Annotated in this window: 21 protein-coding genes and 1 other annotated feature; of the genes, 12 read left to right on the top strand and 9 right to left on the bottom strand. The window is 37.1% G+C overall.

The features are described from left to right. Entirely contained in the window at nucleotides 1-1,902 is a 1,902-nt protein-coding gene (mnmG, locus tag BAU17_RS05740; protein WP_161901871.1) for a tRNA uridine-5-carboxymethylaminomethyl(34) synthesis enzyme MnmG, read from the top strand. A gap of 46 nt (nucleotides 1,903-1,948) precedes the next feature. Here mnmG and BAU17_RS05735 read toward each other — a convergent pair whose 3' ends face one another. From BAU17_RS05735 to BAU17_RS05725, 3 genes are all read right to left on the bottom strand, one after another. Further along, nucleotides 1,949-2,776: a KilA-N domain-containing protein gene (locus BAU17_RS05735; RefSeq protein WP_161901870.1), complete on the bottom strand. Its 828-nt coding sequence runs from the start codon at nucleotides 2,774-2,776 to the stop codon at nucleotides 1,949-1,951. A 266-nt stretch (nucleotides 2,777-3,042) separates the two neighbouring features. Continuing rightward, entirely contained in the window at nucleotides 3,043-4,260 is a 1,218-nt protein-coding gene (locus BAU17_RS05730) for a hypothetical protein (protein ID WP_161901869.1), read from the bottom strand. Then, the gene (locus BAU17_RS05725) at nucleotides 4,244-4,747 is read right to left on the bottom strand and encodes an RNA polymerase sigma factor (RefSeq protein ID WP_161901868.1); all 504 of its coding nucleotides are present in this window, start codon (nucleotides 4,745-4,747) and stop codon (nucleotides 4,244-4,246) included. Before BAU17_RS05725 ends, BAU17_RS05730 begins: the two co-directional genes overlap by 17 nt. A 94-nt stretch (nucleotides 4,748-4,841) precedes the next feature. On the opposite strand from BAU17_RS05725, the gene BAU17_RS05720 reads away from it, so the two are divergent. Continuing rightward, nucleotides 4,842-5,276: a GNAT family N-acetyltransferase gene (locus BAU17_RS05720; RefSeq protein WP_161901867.1), complete on the top strand. Its 435-nt coding sequence runs from the start codon at nucleotides 4,842-4,844 to the stop codon at nucleotides 5,274-5,276. A gap of 63 nt (nucleotides 5,277-5,339) precedes the next feature. On the opposite strand, the gene BAU17_RS05715 is transcribed toward BAU17_RS05720, so the two are convergent. After that, nucleotides 5,340-6,854 carry a class I adenylate-forming enzyme family protein gene (locus BAU17_RS05715; protein WP_161901866.1) on the bottom strand — a complete coding sequence of 505 codons (1,515 nt, stop codon included), beginning with the start codon at nucleotides 6,852-6,854 and terminating at the stop codon, nucleotides 5,340-5,342. Between the two features lie 141 nt (nucleotides 6,855-6,995). On the opposite strand from BAU17_RS05715, the gene BAU17_RS05710 reads away from it, so the two are divergent. After that, nucleotides 6,996-7,244, top strand: a complete 249-nt coding sequence (locus BAU17_RS05710) for a DUF2922 family protein (RefSeq protein WP_161901865.1) — start codon at nucleotides 6,996-6,998, stop codon at nucleotides 7,242-7,244. Nucleotides 7,245-7,489: 245 nt separating this feature from the next. Next, entirely contained in the window at nucleotides 7,490-8,128 is a 639-nt protein-coding gene (locus tag BAU17_RS05705) for a FusB/FusC family EF-G-binding protein (RefSeq protein WP_161901864.1), read from the top strand. A gap of 34 nt (nucleotides 8,129-8,162) precedes the next feature. Here the strand turns inward: BAU17_RS05705 and BAU17_RS05700 are convergent, their stop codons facing one another. Then, entirely contained in the window at nucleotides 8,163-8,750 is a 588-nt protein-coding gene (locus BAU17_RS05700; protein ID WP_161901863.1) for a nitroreductase family protein, read from the bottom strand. 231 nt (nucleotides 8,751-8,981) lie between these two features. Between BAU17_RS05700 and BAU17_RS05695 the strand changes: the two genes are divergently transcribed. From BAU17_RS05695 to guaB, 8 genes are all read left to right on the top strand, one after another. Then, a complete protein-coding gene (locus tag BAU17_RS05695; protein ID WP_161901862.1) occupies nucleotides 8,982-9,815 on the top strand; it encodes a DUF6612 family protein in 834 nt (277 codons plus the stop codon). Nucleotides 9,816-10,242: 427 nt separating this feature from the next. Further along, nucleotides 10,243-10,959 (top strand): 16S rRNA (guanine(527)-N(7))-methyltransferase RsmG, encoded by a 717-nt coding sequence (gene rsmG / locus BAU17_RS05690; protein ID WP_161901861.1) that lies wholly within the window; start codon nucleotides 10,243-10,245, stop codon nucleotides 10,957-10,959. 59 nt (nucleotides 10,960-11,018) lie between these two features. Then, a complete protein-coding gene (locus BAU17_RS05685) occupies nucleotides 11,019-11,783 on the top strand; it encodes a ParA family protein (RefSeq protein ID WP_161901860.1) in 765 nt (254 codons plus the stop codon). Beyond that, nucleotides 11,773-12,660: a ParB/RepB/Spo0J family partition protein gene (locus tag BAU17_RS05680; RefSeq protein ID WP_161901859.1), complete on the top strand. Its 888-nt coding sequence runs from the start codon at nucleotides 11,773-11,775 to the stop codon at nucleotides 12,658-12,660. The genes BAU17_RS05685 and BAU17_RS05680 overlap by 11 nt, the downstream gene beginning before the upstream one ends. Before the next feature lie 11 nt (nucleotides 12,661-12,671). After that, on the top strand, nucleotides 12,672-12,860 hold the full coding sequence (locus BAU17_RS05675) for a DUF951 domain-containing protein (protein ID WP_161901858.1): 189 nt from the start codon (nucleotides 12,672-12,674) through the stop codon (nucleotides 12,858-12,860). A 7-nt stretch (nucleotides 12,861-12,867) separates the two neighbouring features. After that, nucleotides 12,868-13,980, top strand: coding sequence for a redox-regulated ATPase YchF (ychF, locus tag BAU17_RS05670; RefSeq protein WP_161901857.1), 1,113 nt, complete (start codon nucleotides 12,868-12,870; stop codon nucleotides 13,978-13,980). A gap of 99 nt (nucleotides 13,981-14,079) precedes the next feature. Beyond that, a complete protein-coding gene (locus BAU17_RS05665; protein WP_161901856.1) occupies nucleotides 14,080-14,772 on the top strand; it encodes a DUF1129 domain-containing protein in 693 nt (230 codons plus the stop codon). A gap of 164 nt (nucleotides 14,773-14,936) precedes the next feature. Then, nucleotides 14,937-16,421, top strand: a complete 1,485-nt coding sequence (gene guaB, locus BAU17_RS05660; RefSeq protein ID WP_161901855.1) for an IMP dehydrogenase — start codon at nucleotides 14,937-14,939, stop codon at nucleotides 16,419-16,421. A gap of 48 nt (nucleotides 16,422-16,469) precedes the next feature. Here guaB and BAU17_RS05655 read toward each other — a convergent pair whose 3' ends face one another. From BAU17_RS05655 to croR, 4 genes are all read right to left on the bottom strand, one after another. Then, nucleotides 16,470-17,903, bottom strand: a complete 1,434-nt coding sequence (locus tag BAU17_RS05655) for a polysaccharide deacetylase family protein (RefSeq protein WP_161901854.1) — start codon at nucleotides 17,901-17,903, stop codon at nucleotides 16,470-16,472. 131 nt (nucleotides 17,904-18,034) lie between these two features. Next, nucleotides 18,035-19,309, bottom strand: a complete 1,275-nt coding sequence (serS, locus tag BAU17_RS05650; RefSeq protein ID WP_161901853.1) for a serine--tRNA ligase — start codon at nucleotides 19,307-19,309, stop codon at nucleotides 18,035-18,037. Between the two features lie 59 nt (nucleotides 19,310-19,368). Further along, nucleotides 19,369-19,567, bottom strand: a binding site (T-box leader). Nucleotides 19,568-19,605: 38 nt separating this feature from the next. Beyond that, a complete protein-coding gene (locus BAU17_RS05645; RefSeq protein WP_161901852.1) occupies nucleotides 19,606-20,787 on the bottom strand; it encodes a sensor histidine kinase in 1,182 nt (393 codons plus the stop codon). Then, nucleotides 20,777-21,466 (bottom strand): response regulator transcription factor CroR, encoded by a 690-nt coding sequence (gene croR, locus BAU17_RS05640; protein WP_161901851.1) that lies wholly within the window; start codon nucleotides 21,464-21,466, stop codon nucleotides 20,777-20,779. Before croR ends, BAU17_RS05645 begins: the two co-directional genes overlap by 11 nt. Nucleotides 21,467-21,861 lie beyond the last annotated feature (395 nt).

The following is a 21,861-nucleotide window of genomic DNA, read 5'->3' as shown; positions in this document are numbered from 1 at the left end:
ATGCAAGAATATCAAGGCGGAAGTTATGACGTCATTGTTGTCGGCGCAGGTCATGCAGGTTCAGAAGCTGCTTTAGCCGCAAGCCGTATGGGAAATAAAACATTATTACTTACAATTAATTTAGATATGGTGGCATTTATGCCATGTAATCCATCAATTGGTGGACCAGCCAAAGGTGTTGTTGTGCGTGAAATCGATGCACTTGGTGGCGAAATGGGTCGCAACATTGATAAGACCTATATTCAAATGCGCATGCTAAATACAGGAAAAGGTCCTGCTGTCCGTGCGTTACGTGCTCAAGCAGATAAACATGCGTATGCAACGGAAATGAAACGTACGATTGAACAAGCGGAGAACTTAACCTTGCGTCAAGGAATTGTGGAACGTTTAATCGTGGAAGACGGTGTTTGTAAAGGTGTTGTGACATCAACTGGTGCACGATATGATGCAAAAGCTGTCGTCATTACGGCCGGAACGGCTTTACGTGGAGAAATTATTATCGGTGAATTAAAATATTCTTCTGGCCCGAATAATTCACAACCATCTGTGGCTTTAGCAGATAACTTGAAAGAGTTAGGGATTGAAATTGATCGCTTTAAAACAGGCACCCCCCCACGTGTAAAATCAAGCACCATTGACTACAGCGTGACGGAAATTCAACCAGGTGACGAGGCCCCAAATCATTTTAGTTTCAGCACACCAGACAGTGTCTACAATCAAGAACAAATCCCTTGTTGGTTAACGTACACAAATCCAGGGACACACCAAATCATTCAAGCAAACTTGCATCGTGCCCCAATGTTTACGGGAATCGTTGAAGGTGTCGGTGCGCGTTATTGTCCATCGATTGAAGATAAGATTGTTCGTTTTGCAGACAAAGAACGTCATCAACTATTCTTAGAACCAGAAGGCTTAAATACCGAAGAAGTCTATGTTCAAGGTTTATCGTCTTCTTTACCAGAAGACGTTCAAGAAGATGTATTGCATTCAATTGTTGGTTTAGAAAAAGCCGAAATGATGCGTACTGGTTACGCGATTGAATACGATGTTGTCGTGCCTCATCAATTACGACCAACTTTGGAAACCAAAATTATTGAAAATCTTTATACTGCCGGTCAAACAAACGGTACAAGCGGGTATGAAGAAGCAGCTGGTCAAGGATTAATGGCTGGAATCAATGCGGCATTGAAAATTCAAGGCAAAGACCCACTTGTTTTAAAACGTAGTGACGGCTATATCGGTGTCATGATTGATGATTTAGTGACAAAAGGAACCAATGAACCGTATCGTTTGCTAACGTCTCGTGCTGAATACCGTTTGATTCTACGCCATGACAATGCAGATTTACGTTTAACAGAAATAGGTCATGCCATTGGACTAGTCAAAGAAGAACAATACGCCGACTATTTAGTCAAAAAACAAGCAGTTGAAGAGGAAATCAAACGCCTAAAAAGTATCCGTATTAAACCAACACCAGAAGTCCAAGCCTTTTTAGCAGAAAAAGGTTCTGCACCACTAAAAGACGGTGTGCTAGCCAATGAATTTTTACGACGCCCAGAAATTAGCTACCAAGAAATTGTTCAATTTATCGAGAATAATCCAACGTTAACAAACAAAGAGATTGAACAAGTCGAAATTCAAATCAAATATGAAGGTTACATCAAAAAAGCGATGGATAAAGTCGACAAACTAAAACGAATGGAAGCCAAACGCATTCCAGAAAACATTGATTATGCAGCAATTAACGGCTTAGCAACCGAAGCCAAACAAAAATTAGAAAAAATTCAACCCGAAACAATTGCCCAAGCAAGCCGAATCAGCGGCGTGAATCCAGCTGATTTAAGCATTTTGATGGTTTATATTGAACAAGGGAAGATAGCGAAAACAACGAGTCAGGCGTAAGCCTTGCTCGTTGTTTTTTTGTTGTCTCGCACTATCTAAGTCAGCACTACAATTTCTTTAATTCATTTAAAGCTTTTTGATTATTTTTCAATAAAATCTGTTGCTGCTTGAGTGCGATTCTATTTAGTTCAGCAAGACGTTCAGAAGATGACAGTTTCTTTCTTAACAACTCGGCGTTAATCGTTTGTAAATTATTCAACACCATTAATTGTTCGATGCTCGAATGATCACGAATATTTCCTTGTTTTTCAGGATGTTGTTCTTGCCATTGCTTAGCAGTCATGCCATATAAAGCCATATTCAATAGATCCGCTTCTGAAGCATAAGCATACCCAATTTGTTGAGGTGATAGCTTTGGTGTGATTAGATATTGCTGTATCGCATCGGTGTGTATACTGTAGTTTAATTTAGAGATAAAGCGATTTGTTTGCCAATCTAATGAATTTTTATACGCTTCTTCTTTTTTCAAACGTTGGTAGTCTTGAATAATATAAAGTTTAAATTCTGGTGAAATCCATGAAGCAAATTCAAAAGCGATATCAGAATAAGCATAGGTTCCACCATAACGTCCAGATTTTGATGTGAGACCAATCGCGTTTGTTGTTTCAATCCATTTTTTAGGAGACATTACAAAAGAGTTTAGCCCAGCTTCATTTTTAAACTGGTCGAATTCGACCAGTTTAAAATCTGGGTTATTTATTTTCTCCCATGTACCTAAAAATTCGAGCGTATTTCTGTTTCTCAACCAATTTTTTATTACATCGGCAGGAGCATCTGAGTTCTGGTGTTTTGCAATATCAGTGATGCTAATTAAGTCAGTATTATTCGCTGTAACTATCGATATGTCCTTTCCATTTGCTTGAATTTTAGCCATTTAAAACATCCTTTCGCATTATAATTAGTTTGTGCACTACTTATAAGTTCGTGTAATCTCTCATATTTTCATTTATAAATTCAAATGAAAATAGTAGTAAGAGATGAAGGATGTATGTTTTTTGCAGAGTAGGAACAATGAAAGGATTAAAATTATGAATATACCAAAAACAACGAGTTGTAGGTTATACTCGTTGTTTTGTTTATATTGCAAAAAATGGAGCTAGAGAAGAACTGAGCTTACATGACTTGTTTCACATGAAACATTTAATCCATCAATGAAAAAAACAACAAATCTCGTAACTTAACATAATAAAAATCTTGATCTGTTACAAACGAAGCAAAGGTGTCTTTCGGTAAGGCAACTTCAATTTTATCAAATCGTAAGTCGGTATTTTCTAAATAATCTAATGTTGTTTGGTAAAATTCTTCGTCATCATTTGTATAACTGATTCCTGCTGCAGCCATTTTGTCTTCTGGATGGTCTAAAAGATATTGCACATTTGATTGAATGTATTCTTTCACATCTTTTGAAGCTGTGGCCAAAGGAAGTGCGCTATCATGGCTGAATAAGTTTGGATAGGTCATTTCAAGTTGACGGGTATACCTTGAGTCGTAGTCTAAAGTTAAAGTGTGGTAGTTTGTATGTTGCTCAAGACGGACGCCCAGATTGCGATCTGGCTGCAAGTTTGATTGCGCCATTTCTATTGATGCTGTGTAAAAATTGACTTCTTCATGTTGTTGGATGAACGTTGTTAATTCTTCCCATGATTTAGGTTCTTTGAAGGTCAATTGAATTTTTAACCAGGAGGAGTCCGGTAAATCAGCGATTTTGGGATGCAGTTCTGAGCTGTCAAAGTTAACAAAATAATCGTTTTCTAGTGCAAGAACGTTAAAGCTAGATTGCGAAAATGTTAGACCTGTTGGGTTACCTGAAGACTCTATGATTTTCCCTTTTTCAATGGTCGTTGCATTAAGATTCAAAGTGTTGCTAAAATCATTGTAATAACTCGAATCAATCGTATATTTAGCAGGACCGATTTGAGTCACACGTGAGTCCACTAAGCGGTCTGTCTCTAAATGAATTTGACTGTATACTTGTTGATACAAACCGAAGTTACTAGGCTGTGTGATTCGTACATAGTTTTTCTTATCGATTTTTTGTCCTTTCATTGGATTGTAATAATAAGCGTCAGCAATCTTAGGGTAGAGCAGAAACGTACCACCGACAACTCCTAAAACAATCACAATGATAAAAAAGATACTTCGTAAGAAGCGCTTGCGGATATTTTTTTTCACATTTTTTTCAGCACTAGTAAACGAAGTCATTTCTGTCTCTTTTGTAAAATCATCCATGGTCTCATTTTCCATTAAATAATCGAAGAGTGATGCAGCGTCCTGTAATTCTTTTTCAAATGCTGCGGCTTCTTGTTCTGTTAATTGTTTATTTTGATATTTTTCCAATCGTTCACGATAATTCTTCATTTGTTAAAACCTCCTTTAATTGTTTGCGGCCACGATACAATAGAACTTTAATATTTGCTGGAGTCATGTGTGTCATTTCAGCAATCGCTTTAATTGACATTTCTAAAAAATAATAAGAAATCAAGACTTCTTTATAAGGTTCTTTCAAGGTATCAATGGCATAGTATAGTTGTTCTCGTTCTTTGGATTGAATAAATTGATGGAGGGTATCTTCCATGCTTTTTGTCGGAAGGCGAGCTAAATCCGTGAGTGCTGCTTTTTTTCGTTTGGCTTTTCGTTGGTTATCGAAATAGTAATTTCGCATGACACGAAACAACCAGCCTCTGTAGTTGTTTTCCTCGAGTTGATCATAAATGAGCAGAAAACGATAAAGAGCTTCTTGAACAAGTTCTTCGGCTTCATAGTGTGATTTAGTTAGTGAAAGACCATAAAACAACATCGAAGGATAAACTTCTTCGATTAGCTGTTCTATCCATTTTTTACTCATTTATTTCCCCTCCTCACTAATACAACGTTTGAAAATGCAAATGGTTACATTTTTTTTGCTATACTAAGTGTACTAGAGAATGGGAGGAAAAAATATGGAATTTAGACAGTTAATGAAATCAGATTTATCTGCTTGTGCCAAAGTATTTATCGAGGTTTTTAACGATGAACCATGGAATGATCAGTGGTCGTTTGAACAAGCAGTGAATTATTTGCGTCAGCAATACCAGACACCTTTTTTTCTAGGAAGTTTAGCAATTGAAAAAGAAGAGATTATTGGTTTTATCTATGGAAATAAGCGCATTTGGTGGGAAGGAAATGAGTTTTACATTCATGAATTTGGCGTGAAAAAGCAGTGGCGAGGGCAAGGAGTAGGTGCGGCTTTGTTAGATAGCCTAGAAAAATCAGTTCCAGAAGATGTTACGAGCTTTTCATTGTTAACCGATCGTGGGACTGATGCGGAAGTGTTTTATCAAAACAAAGGATTTCGTCAGATTGACCGGCTTGTTTTTTATCATAAATCAAAATAAATGTTTCACGTGAAACGTTATGCAAAAAGCTAGAGACTCGCATTTATACGAGTCTCTAGCTTTTTAGAACGTACCGTTTTCTAAGGCGGCTTCGATTTGTAGGCGTTGTACTTTCATAGTTGCTGTACGAGGGATATCTTCAAAAGCACGCAGAATGGGCGCTTTTAAGTGTGGAAGATCAGCGATAGCGTGCCACCAAGCTTCCCAATTCATTTCTTGTGAAGGTGCGACAGCTAAAATAGGTTGTGGTTCCTTGTGATTTCGGACAATCACGACTTCCTCTAAGAAATCCAAACGATCAAGTAAATAATCTTCAATTGCTAAATTACTGTTAATTGTTTCAATTAAGTCTACTTGACGGTCTTTTAAATAAAGATGTCCTTTTTCATCAATCATGCCGTAATCACCACTGTCCCACCATTCATTGTAGACTGTTTCTTGAAAACGTGCGTCCTCTTTGTAATAGGTCAACGCTCGCCCTTTGGATAAAAATTGAATATGACCATCAGTATTGACGGGTAACGGCTGACCTTTTGCATCCGTAATGCGGGCTTTAGTTAAACCAGCTAAACCAACACCCATATCGCGTGCGTCATTATGTTTTAATGAGTCGAGTGTATGTTTTTTAAGAATCATCGGCCCACATTCGCTTTGCCCATACACTTGTAAGAAAATTGTTTCTGCATTACCTGTTTGTAAGAAACGTGCCATCGTCTGGTTATTAATGGCATCAAAGGTGGAATGGTAATAACGAATACTTTGGAATGACTCTGGGTGTTCCTTTGCATAAAACGACCATTGCACAAAATTATTTGGATGAGTTTCTAATGCAATCGGACGATATTTTTGCAGATAAGTTGCGACATTTGCACTGTCTCCATTGTTCAAAGGCATTAACGGAAAACCCATAGCCATTGCCGAAGTAACGCCAATATTGAAACGTGAATGGACTGGCGAGATATGAAAGGCCAGTAGTTTTTTCTCAGAAATTTTGTCAAACACCATGCGTTGCCATAAGGTGCGCCAACCCATTGAGTTTGCGGAATGACAAATTAATTTAGGAATTCCTGTAGTTCCAGAGGTATGTGTCATATAACTAATTTGATCATTAGCAAGCTTTTGCTGAGAGACAGGAATAGTTGGTTGTGCCAATAATGTCGCAATCGATAATTGTTTTTCTGTAGAACTATTGGGCAAATCAGTAATTATTTTTTCTGTTTGTGTATCATAAACAATATATGGATCTTCTAAACGTTCGGCAAAAACAGCTAAAGTGCTTGCAGGAAAATGATAAGAAATCATTACTGGAACGGCACCTAAATAAGAGACTGCAGCAGCTAACAAATAAGTGTCAAACTTAGGACTTTTAAATAAAATTACTTTATCATCTAAACCAACACCAAGTTGAGCCAACTGATAGGCACGTTGGTGAATAGCGAATAAGCTATCCTGATAGGTTGTCTCTAAAGGTAACTCAGGAAAAGCTGGCAGTTTTTCATCTAAAATAATTACTTGGTCTGGTGTTTTTTCAGCAGCTGTCGCAAAGTTATCGTATAAATTTAATGGTTGATAATTCATGGTAAATCTCCCTTCAAAAATAAGTCATTGCTATCATATCACATTATGTGATTTTAGACACAAGTTATCTTTGAATAGTTGTATGAAAAATAGCGACAATTTTTGTGTGGTTTTCGTTAATAGTTAAAAGGAGGGAATAAAATGAAGAAATTAAAATTAGTATTTGTAACTCAAGAAGGAAAACGTCAATCTTTTTATCCACATGTGGATAAAAAGATTGATGAAAGTCAAATAAAAGCAGCTGTGGATTACTTTTTGCAGCTAGAAAAGAACACCCATGAAAAAATGTTTGTGAAATTAGAAAAAGCAAGCTGGATTGAAACGAAAACGACGCATTTAATTAAACGTTATAAACAAGCTATCTATTATCCTAATAGTAAAAATGTATAAATATACATTACAAATTGTCTGGCAAAGCTAAAAGTATCACAAAGGAAATTTTTGTTTCACGTGAAACATTTCAATTGAAATTTCACCATAATCAACGTATGATACTAGCATACCAGTACATAAAGGGGATGATAGAATGATACGTTGTGTATCTTCTAAAAAAGGACAAGCTGTTGACTGTTGATTCAGATGCTTTGTCACACTTCTTCAAAGCATCTGTGCGTTTGAAGAAAGGAATATAATTAATGAAACCAATAATTGAAGCTTACCAATATTTTGCGATAAAAAAACAGGTACTACATCTCGTGAATGATTACCATTCTGTCAATGATAAAATAACCATTCAAGCTGTACAAGCACAAGTCGTTGAGAAAATAGACCAAATTGTACCAGAAAAGCATCCAGAAATTGAAGAACTAAAAGAGTTTATGATGGATCAAACCTTAACCCGTGCTAAAACAGAAGCATTTTTTGAAACATTTAAAGGTTGTGTTGTTCCATTTAAAGAACCAACAACCAAACAAGTGGAGAAAGTCTTCAAGAAAACCAAAAAACTCAAATTGCCTGATTGGGAAACGTTAGACTTGCGTGAACATTCCTATGTTGGTTGGAATGATCCAGGTAGCCAGAAGAAATTTATTCTCTATTATCAAGAAGGAAAATTGCAAGGAATTTCTGGTCAACTAAGCCCAACCATTATTAAAAATGTCTGTGCGATTTGCCAAAAAGTCTCTGGTGTATCGATGTTTTTAGCAACAACGAAAAGCAAAGGTGACGGGACGTATACTAAGCGAGGAAATTATATTTGTGCGAACAGCGAGCAATGTAACCAACAATTGCACGACATCACGAGTTTCAATGAATTTGTACAACAAATGAAATAAACGAAAACCTGCGACAAAATTGTCGCAGGTTTTTTTATAGAGAATCGCTTAAAGGGCGTGCCCATTTTTTGACATCGGCACGTTTGGCTTTATTTTTGGAAATTTCTGGATCAGGATAGCCTAGTCGATAATTAGCGATTAATTCATAATTTTCAGGGAATCCTAGACGTTGAGACAGCTCAGCATTCATCACAAATGCACTGGATGCCCAAAATCCGACCAGTCCTGCTTCAAAAGCTAACAGTGAGAAATTCTGAATGAGGGCGGCAGTTGCTTGAATAGCATCTGAATCCAACCGTTTGTTGTCGGGAATAACTTCACGGGCAAATAAAATTGTTGCAGGCGAATTTATTAACAGATTCGTCATTTTTTTGGTCATTTTCTCGCGACTAGTCTCATCACAAATGACACCGGTTTTTTCATACGAAGCAATGACTTCTTTATATAAAAACTCTTTTTCTTCTGGCGTTGTAATAATTTTTGCTTGCCACGGCTCTCTTTTATGAAAAGGGGCGAAACGGGCTTTCTCTAATAAGTCATAAATTAACTCTAAAGGTACAGCTTTATCTAAACTTTTTTTTGATGTGCGACGTTCCACGATTGCTTCACTTACTGTAACCATAACCAACCTCCTTTTTAATTGAGAAACATTCTCAATTAGAATAAGTGTACTGAGAAATAAGCGAAATTACAAGACTTTCAGACAATTTTTTACTTAAATTTTACACAAAAGTTGATTTTCCGTACCATCTTTCACTTATATGGTACAATATTTATGAATAGGTTTTCAGTTTTTATTGATTAGAAAACTGACGAATATTCATACAACTAGGACAATGGGGAGGAAACAATAATGAAAAAGACTAAAGGATTACTATGGGCAGGTATAGCGTTAGTTTCTGTTGGTTTAGCCGCATGTAACAATCAAGGAACTAATGACTCAGGTAAAGCAGAAACATCAGAAAAGGCACAGAAAAAATTATCAAAAGAAGAAGTTATTGACAAAGTAAACGAAGCATCTAAAGACATTAAGAGTGCTGAAATGACGACCGATATGAAGATGGATATGACAATGAACGGTCAAGAAATGAATACGGAAACAAATATGGTTGTCACGTATACGATGGAGCCTTTCGCTATGAAAATGGATAGCAAAGTGAATGCTGCTGGACAAGAACAACAAGCAGTCATGTATATGGATGACAAAGCAATGTACATGCAAACACCAGGTTCGGAAGAATGGATGACACAAGACTTATCATCTTTAGGGATGGATATCGATTCATTAATGGAAATGTATTCTTCACAAGAAATGATGGATACACTAGGTTCATATAAAGATAAATTAGATGTGAAAGAAGAAAAAGATCATTATGTACTTTCTTTTGAAGGTAGTGGTGAAGAATTAAAAGATTTGGCCAAAGCAGCATTGGCTGAAAGTAACACAGGTAATACTGGCGCAGGTGCAACAGAAGCTGAAGAAGCACTAGATGATATGAAGATTGGGAACATGTCTTATGAGATGACCGTTAGCAAAACAGATTTCTATCCAATGGCATTTAACATGACAATGGATTATGAAATGAACCAAGAAGGTATGGAAATGAAAGCATCAATGGATCAAAAAGCAACGTATGATAAAATTAATGCTGTAGAACCAATTGAAATACCTGAAGCAGCAAAATAATTCAGTAAAGCCCTCAAACAAAGCGCTGTTTGAGGGCTTTTTACATACTGTCAGATGTGATAAACCAAATAAAAGTAAAAACAACAAGTAAAATACAGAACATACCAACCCAACAAACACCTTTGCGCTGCTTTTGCCAACCATAAATAAGACAGCTAATACCAATGAGAAATATTCCCATAATAATAAAACTCATGTCTAAAACGATCACCTCTTTGTTTAGCCTAACATGAATGAAATGAACGAAATATTTGAGGACCAAAAATTTACTATTTCTTATCAAAAATGCAGAGCCCATTTTTAATAAAAAAAGCGTAAATTCTCTTTGGAAAAAAGAGCAAACTATTGCATGATAAAAGATTTTACGTTAAAGTAGTAACTAGTCTGTGAAACATTTTTTGTTTCACGAAAAGAAAGGAAAAAGGCGATGTTACCCGAAGAATTTCAACAAGAATTACACAATCAAATGATTGAATTAAGTCAAGAACAAATGACTCAATTTGAACGATACTATGAACTTCTGGTAGAGTGGAATGAGAAGATGAACTTAACGGCAATTACTGAAAAAAAAGAAGTGTATCTGAAACACTTTTATGATTCAATTACGTTAGCTTTGTCCGTATCTTTCGACGAAACCGCATCTTTATGTGATGTCGGTTCAGGGGCAGGTTTTCCAAGTATTCCTTTGAAAATCGTGTTCCCAGAATTAAAAGTAACGATTGTTGACTCATTAAATAAACGCATTACTTTTTTACAAACATTAGTCAATGAATTAGGGTTAGAAAATGTCTCATTGTTCCACGATCGTGCCGAAACTTTTGGTCAACAAGTTGAGCATCGCGCGGCTTACGATTATGTTACTGCACGTGCAGTGGCACGATTAAATGTGTTAGCAGAACTGTGTCTGCCTTTAGTTAAAAAAGAAGGCTATTTTTATGCGCTTAAAGCTGCTAAGAGCGAGGAAGAGCTCATTGAAGCCAAACCAGCCATTGCGCTTCTCGGCGGGAAATTTATAGAAGATAAAGAGATTCATCTACCGGTCACCGGTGATGTTCGTCATACACTTGTGATTGAGAAGAAAAAAGAAACGCCTAAAAAATACCCAAGAAAACCAGGATTACCTAACAAACAACCAATTAAATAAAAAAGAAGGTAAGAATCAGAAGTTCTTGCTAAGTCTTACATGATAGAGGAGGATGAGCCATGGCACGAATTATCTCTGTTGCAAACCAAAAAGGTGGCGTCGGTAAGACAACGACCACTGTTAACTTAGGAGCATGTTTAGCTTATATCGGAAAAAAAGTCTTGCTGGTAGATATTGATGCACAAGGCAACGCAACAAGCGGTATCGGTATCCGTAAACCAGATGTGACAAAAGACGTCTATGATGTCTTAGTGAATGAAGTTCCGCTACAAGAAACCATCCAATCAAGTTCTCGTGAGAATCTGGATATTGTCCCGGCAACGTTACAATTAGCAGGCGCAGAAATTGAATTAACATCGATGATGGCTCGTGAGTCTCGTTTAAAAACAGCGCTAGATGAAGTCAAAGATCAATATGATTTTATCTTAATCGATTGTCCCCCTTCTTTAGGGCATTTAACAATTAACGCTTTTACAGCGAGTGACTCGATTTTAATTCCAGTACAATGCGAATATTATGCGTTGGAAGGGTTAAGCCAACTATTGAATACAGTGCGTTTAGTACAAAAACATTTCAACCCGGATTTAGAAATAGAAGGCGTCTTATTAACGATGTATGATGCACGAACGAATCTAGGGGCTGAGGTCGTAGAAGAAGTCCGACGTTATTTCCAAGAAAAAGTCTACGAAACGATTATTCCAAGAAATATTCGTTTGTCGGAAGCGCCAAGTCACGGTTTGTCTATTGTAGATTATGACTTACGTTCAAAAGGAGCAGAAGTCTATCAAGCACTAGCAAAGGAAGTGTTAAATCGTGAAAAATAAAGGAAAAAGTCTAGGTAAAGGCATTAATGCTCTGTTTCAAGATTTAGCCGGCCTAGAAGAAGTTGATGTGAAAACTGAAGAAGTTCTCCAGATTTCTTTGAACGAGTTACGCCCGAATCCTTATCAACCACGTAAAACATTTGATGAGATTTCTTTACAAGAATTAGCAAACTCAATTGAACAATCCGGGGTTTTTCAACCAATTATTGTCCGTAAGTCGGCAATTAAGGGCTACGAAATTATTGCTGGTGAACGACGTTTCCGTGCCTCAAAACTGGCAAAAAAAGAAACGATTCCTGCAATTATTCGTGATTTTGATGAAGAAGCAATGATGCAAGTAGCAGTTTTGGAAAACTTGCAACGTGAAGATTTGAATCCACTAGAAGAAGCTGAAGCTTACGAGATGTTAATGAAAAATTTGAAGTTAACACAGGCCGAAGTAGCCAAACGCCTAGGGAAAAGTCGCCCTTACATCGCTAATTACTTGCGTTTATTGTCTTTGCCAAAGTTAGTGAAAGAGATGATGCAAGATGAACGCTTATCAATGGGACAAGCGCGAACCTTGTTAGGTTTAAAAAACAAGGAGCAAATCTTAAAGCTAGCCAATCGTTGTGTGAAAGAAAACTTAACTGTTCGTCAGTTAGAACAATTAGTCGCGGAGATGAATAACGCTAAAGGCAAGAAAAAAATCCCACGAATCATTAAAGAAAAACCTTATTACTTACGAGAAAGCGAAGAACGCTTAGTGGATAAATTTGGCACCAGTGTCGAAATCCATGAAAAAGAAGGTAAGGGAAAGATTGAAATCGAATATTTATCTCAAAGTGATTTAACACGAATCTTAGATATTTTAGACATTCGTTTTGATGAAGCATAGGAGGAAAAGCAATGTATGATTTAGGCGATAAAGTAGAAATGAAAAAACCTCATGCATGCCAAACAAACCGTTGGGAAATTATTCGCATGGGAGCCGATATCAAAATCAAATGTGAAAAATGTGGGCACATTGTTATGATGCCACGTCGTGAATTTGATAAAAAAATGAAAAAGATTTTAGAAAAAGTAGAGAAAGAGTGAAGAGAACATGGCATTAACTGCTGGAATCGTTGGTTTACCAAACGTTGGGAAATCAACTCTATTTAACGCAATTACCAAAGCTGGTGCAGAAGCAGCGAACTATCCTTTTGCAACAATTGACCCAAACGTCGGTATGGTGGAAGTACCGGATTGGCGTTTGCAACGACTAACAGAATTAGTGAATCCTAAGAAGACTGTTCCAACAACCTTTGAATTTACTGATATTGCAGGTATTGTCAAAGGTGCAAGTAAAGGGGAAGGTCTAGGTAACCAATTTTTAAGCCATATTCGCCAAGTAGATGCGATTTGTCATGTAGTTCGTTGTTTTGATGATGAAAATATCATGCGTGAACAAAACCGTGAAGGTGATTTTGTCGATCCTTTAGCAGATATCGACACTATTAATTTAGAATTAATTTTGGCAGACTTAGACTCAGTTACCAAACGTCTGGCACGTGTAGCGAAAATTGCCAAAACAAAAGATAAAGATGCCTTAGCTGAACTAGCAGTGTTAGAAAAAATCAAGCCTGCTTTGGAAGAAGGACTATCTGCTCGTACACTTGAATTTACACCAGAAGAAGAAAAAATTGTGCGTTCATTGTTCTTACTAACAACAAAACCTGTTTTGTATGTAGCGAATGTGTCAGAAGATGAAGTAGCAGATGCTGACAACAACGAGTACGTGAAACAAGTACGTGAATTTGCGAAAAGTGAAAATGCGGAAGTGATCATTGTTAGCGCCCGTGCAGAAGAAGAAATTGCCGAACTAGATGAAGAAGACAAGGCTGAATTTTTAGAAGCCTTAGGTATTGAAGAATCAGGTTTGGACCAATTGATTCGTGCAGCATATGATTTGTTAGGCTTAGCGACTTATTTCACAGCTGGGGAACAAGAAGTACGTGCCTGGACGTTCCGTAAAGGTATCAAAGCACCTCAAGCAGCAGGTATTATCCATACTGACTTTGAGCGTGGGTTTATCCGTGCTGAAACTGTTTCTTTTGAAGACTTGAATCAATATGGCAATATGCAAGCAGCAAAAGAAGCGGGACGTGTTCGTTTAGAAGGAAAAGAATATGTTGTGCAAGATGGCGATGTCATGTTGTTCCGCTTTAATGTGTAATTGAAATTTTTATACTAAAGGGCTACCAAAGCACACAGCGCTTGTGTTAAAATAGCCTGTGGAAAGTTGTTCGGGTTAGGCGAAGGGAGAAACAAAGTCATGGAACCAGAGACTCTGCGAGGTTACGTATCAGAAAATCGCGAATTAGAAAAACAATTAACAAAAAGAAATCAGCAGTATATCTTTGATTTGAAGAAATCATTAGATGCCGCCAATCTATCCGAAGAAGAACAGGCTGTGGCGTTACATGAAATGTTGCCAATCCTTGTGCAAGAGCAAAAGGGTGGTCGGACAGCACGCCAATTATTCGGTACTGTTTCTGAACGGACAGAGAGTATTTTAACAAAACCCGAAGAAGTGAAAGAATCAACACCTGTTTTGATGTGGTTAGACAATACGTTATTGATTCTGGGAATCTTCTCTTTAATGATGGGTGTGATGGGACTATTTGTTAAAGGTAGTACGCAAGTCTATGGCATTATCACCTTGGTCTTGATGTCCATGGTCGGCGGATGGGTCTTCTACTTGATGTATAAATACATGTATCAATATGAACGTCCTGGCGCAGATAAGAGCCAACGTCCAAAAATGTGGAAAGTGATGCTAATTTTAATCGGTTCATTCTTCGTTTGGATTGCAACGATTGCGGTATCGTCATTAATTCCACCAACTATCAATGTTCTACTTGATCCAACAATTCAAGTCGTTATCGGGGCAGCTGCATTAGCGCTACGTTATTACTTGAAGAAAAAATATAATATTGTGGGTAGTTTATCTGCACCACGTAAATAAGCAATAGAAGGATGCCTTACTAATTCTGAGATAGAAATGGTAAGGAATCCTTTTTTTCTTACTTATTTCTCAGTTTTTTCTTGTTTTCATTTCGAACAGTTGACTTCTAGTATAATTTTTGCTATTTTCATTAAAATATAAAAATTTGAGGAGTGGTTACGAAAATGTCCAACTGGGAAACAAAGTTCGTGAAAAAAGGATTGACTTTTGATGATGTCTTATTAGTACCTGCAGAAAGTCATGTATTGCCAAATGATGTTGATATGAGTGTGCAATTAGCAAAGAATATCAAATTGAATATACCAATTATCAGTGCCAGTATGGATACCGTAACAGATAGTAAAATGGCGATTGCGATGGCTCGCCAAGGTGGATTAGGTGTTATTCATAAAAATATGAGTATCGCTGCACAAGCTGATGAAGTACGTAAAGTAAAACGTTCTGAAAGTGGTGTTATTATTGATCCATTCTTCTTAACACCGAAACATTTAGTAGCAGATGCAGAAGAATTGATGAGCCGTTACCGCATTAGTGGGGTTCCTGTCGTTGAAACGATGGAAAATCGTAAGTTAGTAGGAATTATGACCAACCGCGATTTGCGTTTTGTTACAGATTACAATATTCCAATTGCCGATGTTATGACGAAAGATGACTTAGTTACAGCACCAGTCGGTACGTCATTAAAAGACGCAGAACAAATTCTACAACGTTACAAAATTGAGAAACTACCAATTGTCGATGAAGAAGGTCGTTTAAGTGGCTTAATTACGATTAAAGACATTGAAAAAGTCATTGAGTTTCCAAATGCAGCCAAAGATGAACACGGCCGTTTATTAGTAGCTGCAGCTGTCGGTGTCACAAGTGATACTTTTGAACGCGCGGGTGCATTATTAGATGCCGGTGCCGATGCGATTGTCATTGATACGGCACATGGTCATAGTGCAGGTGTGTTACGTAAGATTGAAGAAATTCGTTCAACATTCCCTGAAGCAACATTGATTGCCGGAAATGTGGCGACTGGTGAAGGTACGAAAGCTTTGTATGATGCGGGTGTCGATGTCGTTAAAGTCGGAATTGGACCAGGTTCAATTTGTACGACACGTGTGGTAGCCGGTGTTGGTGTGCCTCAATTAACAGCTATTTATGATGCAGCTTCAGTTGCTCGTCAATACGGCAAAGCGATTATTGCCGACGGTGGGATTAAATATTCAGGTGATATCGTGAAAGCTTTAGCTGCCGGTGGTTTTGCTGTGATGCTAGGTAGTATGTTAGCGGGTACCGATGAATCTCCAGGTGAATTTGAAATTTATCAAGGGCGTCGTTTCAAAACTTATCGTGGAATGGGTTCACTAGGTGCAATGGAAAAAGGCTCAAGTGACCGTTACTTCCAAGGTGGCGTCAATGAAGCGAATAAATTAGTTCCAGAAGGTATTGAAGGTCGTGTTGCTTATAAAGGTAGTGCTGCTGATATTATCTTCCAAATGTTAGGCGGTCTAAAATCTGGTATGGGATATGTAGGGGCAGCAAACTTAGAACAATTACGTAATGATGCTCAATTTATCCAAATGAGTGGCAATGGATTGAAAGAATCACATCCACATGACGTACAAATTACCAAAGAAGCACCAAACTATTCAATTGAATCATAAAAAAGAAAGCAAGTCACTTTTAATGAAGAAAGTGACTTGCTTTTTTAGTTAAATTTCCCGGGCATCATTTTGGCCAAAGTATTGATACAACGGTTTTTCTTTTCCTGCTAAGATATCACTGGTTGTCACAAATTCATAGCCTTGATTGCGCAAGTTGTCAATTACTTGTCCAACAGCTTGCACTGTAGAAGGATGGATGTCATGCATTAAGATGATACCTCCTGGGTAAGAGGTTTGATTAACACGTTGAATCACTGCTTGTGTATTTTTTGATTCCCAATCGTAGGAATCAATATCCCATTGGATAATAGGTTTGCCAATTATTTTCGCCGATTCTGCATCGATTGCCCCATAAGGCGGACGTAAATTTCGTGGTAAAATCCCACAAGCTTGATAAATTGCTTTGTCGGTTTTCTTTATTTCGTCTGCCAATGTTTTGGTATCCAGTGTGTTCAACTGTGGATGTGAATAAGAATGACTAGCAACTTCATGTCCTTGTTCAGTGACTTGTTTGACGACATCCGGATAAGCTTCTGCATTTTGACCAAGCATAAAGAATGTTGCTTTGATATTTTTTTCAGCCAAAATAGTTAACAATGCTGGGGTCGTTTCTGGACCTGGCCCATCATCAAAGCTTAGGGCGATATATTTTTTATTATCATCTAATGTTGGCAATGGAGTGGTTAGTGCTTTTGGATCAACCAATTCTGTTCGGATAAACGCTTGAATTTTATCGTAAGGCAATGAAAGAGTGGTGGTGCCAGTCTTATTTTCGGGCAGTTTAATTGTTAGTTCATCTGCTTGATAAGTTAAGGAATCGTAGCCTATTCTTGGCAAATTCAAGACAGCATCGATAATCTTATTGGGTTCTTTTGCATTATCCAATAATTCCTGTTGAATCACTTGTTGGATGCCTAATAAATCTGCATTAGAAGTAATCAATTTTTTTGGCGTAATGGCTTCACCTGTTTCTTTTTCAACCAGTATTTCTTCGCCGGTGAAGGTTTCCCCTTTTTCAAAACCGGTTGTTTCGTTTTTCCAATGATACGTATCAATCGTTAGTTCAAACTGACTAAGTTGATCAGTAAGTGATTGGTCATCAATAGAGCCTACAAGAATTGCTTTACGTGAATCAGGTATTTCTTTACGAATGTTATCGGCTAAGTTTTGTAGCTTTTCTTTTGGTTTTTTCAAAGGGAGTGATTCATAGTTTTTTGGTAAGTAAAACATGGCCGTCAATTGATTGTCACCTTGGCCAAGGAGTTCTTTTTCACCGTTGCTGGAATGTTCTTGCTGAATTTGGTTAATTACTGTTTGGGCTTGAGCTTCAATTTTCTGCTCGAGTTTTTTGTCTTGGATAAAGTGATAAATAAAATAGGCATCTGTACAGAGAAAGAGGGCGAGCAGTAGTCCCGCAAGTAGCCAAATCCAGGGTCTTTTTGTTTTTTTTGCGTGGCGAGCAGCACGGGTAGTCATTGTCATAAACGGGTCATCCTCTTCTTTCTTAAATATCATCAATACAAATGTAACATGATTGTAACATTCAAGCAAAAGAAATCTACCATAAAAATAGTCAGCAACGGTTTTTCTTCAACCATTGCTGACTATTTAAACTATTTTTCGATTTTTGTTAAACCGCCCATGTAAGGAACAAGCACTTCTGGGATTGTGACGCTACCATCCGCATTTTGATAATTTTCTAAAACAGCAGCAACGGTACGACCAACTGCTAGACCAGATCCATTTAATGTATGTGCGTATTGAATTTTATTATTTTCATCACGGTAACGAATCATTGCGCGGCGAGCTTGGAAATCTTCGCAATTTGAGCAAGAACTAATTTCACGGTACATGTCTTGTGCGGGAATCCAAACTTCTAAGTCATATGTTTTCGCAGCAGAGAAGCCCATATCTCCCGTTGAAAGTGCCATTACGCGATAAGGTAAGTTTAGTTTTTGTAAAATTGATTCGGCATCACCAGTCATTTTTTCTAATTCTTCATAAGAATGTTCAGGCTCGCTGAATTTTACCATTTCTACTTTATTAAATTGATGTAAACGAATTAAACCACGTGTGTCACGTCCGGCACTACCTGCTTCTGAACGAAATGCTGGACTTAATGCGGTGAAATAAATGGGCAATTCTTCTTGTGGTAAGATTTCATTGCTGTAAAAGTTAGTTAATGGCACTTCTGCTGTAGGAATCAATGTTAAATCAGTATCTTCTAATTGGAAGCCATCTTCTTTAAATTTAGGAAATTGTCCTGTGCCAAACATTGCTTGGCTATTTACAGCATAAGGAGTAATCATTTCTTGGTAACCATGTTCATAAATATGTTGGTCTAACATAAAGTTATATAACGCGCGTTCCAAACGTGCACCCAAACCAACATAGTAGACAAAACGACTACCAGAAACTTTCGCACCACGTTCGAAATCTAAAATACCAAGATTTTCCGCTACTTCCCAGTGAGGTTTTGGCTCAAAATCAAAGTTCCGTGCTTCGCTCCAACGACGAACTTCGACATTATCGTCTTCATCTGCTCCGATTGGTACACTGTCATGTGGTAAGTTCGGCAAAGTAGCAGCAATTTCTTTTAATTTGCTGTCAATTTCGCTAACTTCTGTATCCAATGCTTTGATTTTCCCGCCGACTTCTTTCATTTCGTTGATTTTAGCCGTCGCATCTTCTTTATTACGTTTCAATTGTGCAATTTCTGCAGAAACATCGTTGCGGTATTTTTTTAAATCTTCTACTTGGACTAACAATTGACGACGATTTTCATCCAATTGTACAAATTCAGTGATTACTTCTTCAGAAACGCCACGAGTTTTCAATTTTTCTTTGACAAAATCAGTTTGTTGACGAATCATTTTAATATCTAACATAATTTTTCCTCCTATTATATGAATAAAATAAAAAAAACTATTCCATCCCCAGCAAAATAGCTTGGGACGAAATAGTTGTTCGCGGTGCCACCCAAGTTCGACCATCGTCGCACTTGACCTCGTAACCAGAGGGAAGGTTCTTTCTTTCAAAAGACGCAGATAGAGAACTGGATTCCAAATCTATCATTACTGATTTTCACCAACCATCAGCTCTCTAAAAACGACACAATTTGTACTAGGTTCTTGCTTGTTTTCTATTTGAATTGGTATTAGCATAGCCGAATTTTTGCTATTCGTCAACTGTTGTTCGCTGAATCAGGAAGCTTATTGCGAGTCAAAGGTAAATGGATAATAAATGATGTCCATTTTGGTGTCGATTTTGCATAAATATAGCCACCATGTAAGGCAACAATACTTTGAGCAATGGCTAGACCTAGCCCCGTACCACCTGTTTCTTGTGAGCGTGATTCTTCAACGCGATAAAAACGATCAAAGAGAGAGTCCAATGATTTTTTGGGAATCATTTTGCCGTTGTTTTTGACAGTAATGACAACTTCTGTGCCAACTTTTTCAGCTTCCATGATAATTTTCGATGCCCCTTTGCCATATTTTAAGGCATTGGTCAGTAAATTATTGAAGACACGAACTAATTTTTCTGTATCGCCATCCATCATGATTTGATTTGGTCGGGTCGCCGTCTCGACAACAATATTTTTCTTCGAAGCTTCTAATTCAAAATCAGCTGCTAGTTGCTCAATTAATTGTACCATATCGAATTTTAAAATGTTGACTGGTACAGTCGGTTGACGAACTTTTGTGTATTCAAACAAATCATCAACCAAAGACTTCATTTGTTTGGCTTTGACATAAGCTGTGTGTGTGTATTTGAGTAGATCTTCTTCTGAATGATACTGTCTATCTTCAATCAACCCCAGATAACCAATAATAGACGTTAATGGTGTGCGGATATCGTGACTGACATTTGTAATTAATTCATCTTTCGAATTTTCAATCCGACGTTCTTCTTCAATCGCTGCTACAGTACTATCAACGAGACCATTAATACTACTGACCACTCGATTCAAATCTCCTCGTAATTCAAAAGGAATCCGATGGTCATAATTTCCTTCCGCAATATAATGGAGTTCACTAATAATGTGGCGTAACTGCATTTGACGATAACGTCGGATTAAACGCCAGTATAAAAAAGCAACATCCATCATTAAAAAGAGAGGAATGAGTATATTCTTACCATTAAGAAAGATATCTGAATTCAGATTTTCGACAAAACTTTTTCGAGAAGCAAAGATTGCATCATTTAATGCCGGAGTACTATCTATTATAGAAGAGATAATAAACAGCATTGCAATATTAACGATAATCAGTAAGATAATAGTGATGATTGCTTCGGCAAATAGCTCACTAATTTCTTTGGATGTTAGCGTAATTCGTTTTCTTCTTTCTATATTATTTTGCATCTATTTTGTATCCAACTCCCCATACCGTTTGAATAATTTTTTCGCCACCTGTTGCTTCTTCAATTTTATCGCGTAAATGACTCACATGAACCATCACGGTCTTTGCTGAAACGACACTTTCTTGCTTCCATACACGTTCAAAGATTTCATCAGCGCTAAAGACACGGTTAGGATGAGAAGCAAGTAAGTAAAGAATACCAAATTCAAGTGCTGTTAATTGAATTTCTTTGCCGTCAATCGTTTTTACCTCGTGTGAATCTCGATTAATCACTAAAGAACTTACTTCTAATACATCAGGTTGGTTTGAAGCAACTTGCATATTTGTACGACGTAAGAGAGATTTTACGCGAGCCATTACTTCTAATGGATTGAACGGTTTGGTCACATAATCATCCGCACCAGCTACTAAACCTTTAATTTTATCCATATCCGTCGTTTTTGCTGTTAACATGATAATAGGAATCTGTGATTCTTTGCGAAGCGTTTTAACTACTTGCATACCATCTACTTCGGGCATCATAATATCTAAAATTAAGAGTTCAATGTCGGAGTTTGTACGAATTTTTGAGAGAGCTTCTTTGCCGTCATAAGCTTTAACCGGCTCGTAACCTTCATTGTGTAAGTAAATACTGATTAGTTCTACAATTTCTTTGTCGTCATCTGCTACTAAAATTTTCATATTGCGTCCTCCTAAGACTATTCTATTTAATAGTAGTTTATCAAAAAACACACAAAATAGATAAATTTATACTTAATCTTTAAAGAATATAAGGAATTAAGAAAGCTTAATAAGTAGAAAAGCGAACATTCAAATTAATAATTAAATAATAATAGCTATATTAGGGATAAATACGAACGAAAATAGATCAAAAAAGAAAAGAAAGGGATGTAACTAGAAACGTTGGTGTAGCAAGCTTTTTTCTGTTGACGAAACAATAAATTCTTGGTATATTATTACATGTCCTTACGGGATGAAAAAAACTTTTAAAACTTTTGAAAAAAAGAGTTGACGAAGTTTACAGCAAATGATATTATAACGAAGTCGCAATTTTAGAAAAAGAAATTTTCGTTGAT

This window comes from Candidatus Enterococcus willemsii, from assembly GCF_009933335.1.
Lineage (GTDB): Bacteria > Bacillota > Bacilli > Lactobacillales > Enterococcaceae > Enterococcus_F > Enterococcus_F willemsii.
The sequence above is the reverse complement of the archived record's forward strand: the minus strand, read 5'-3'. Positions and strand labels throughout refer to the sequence as shown.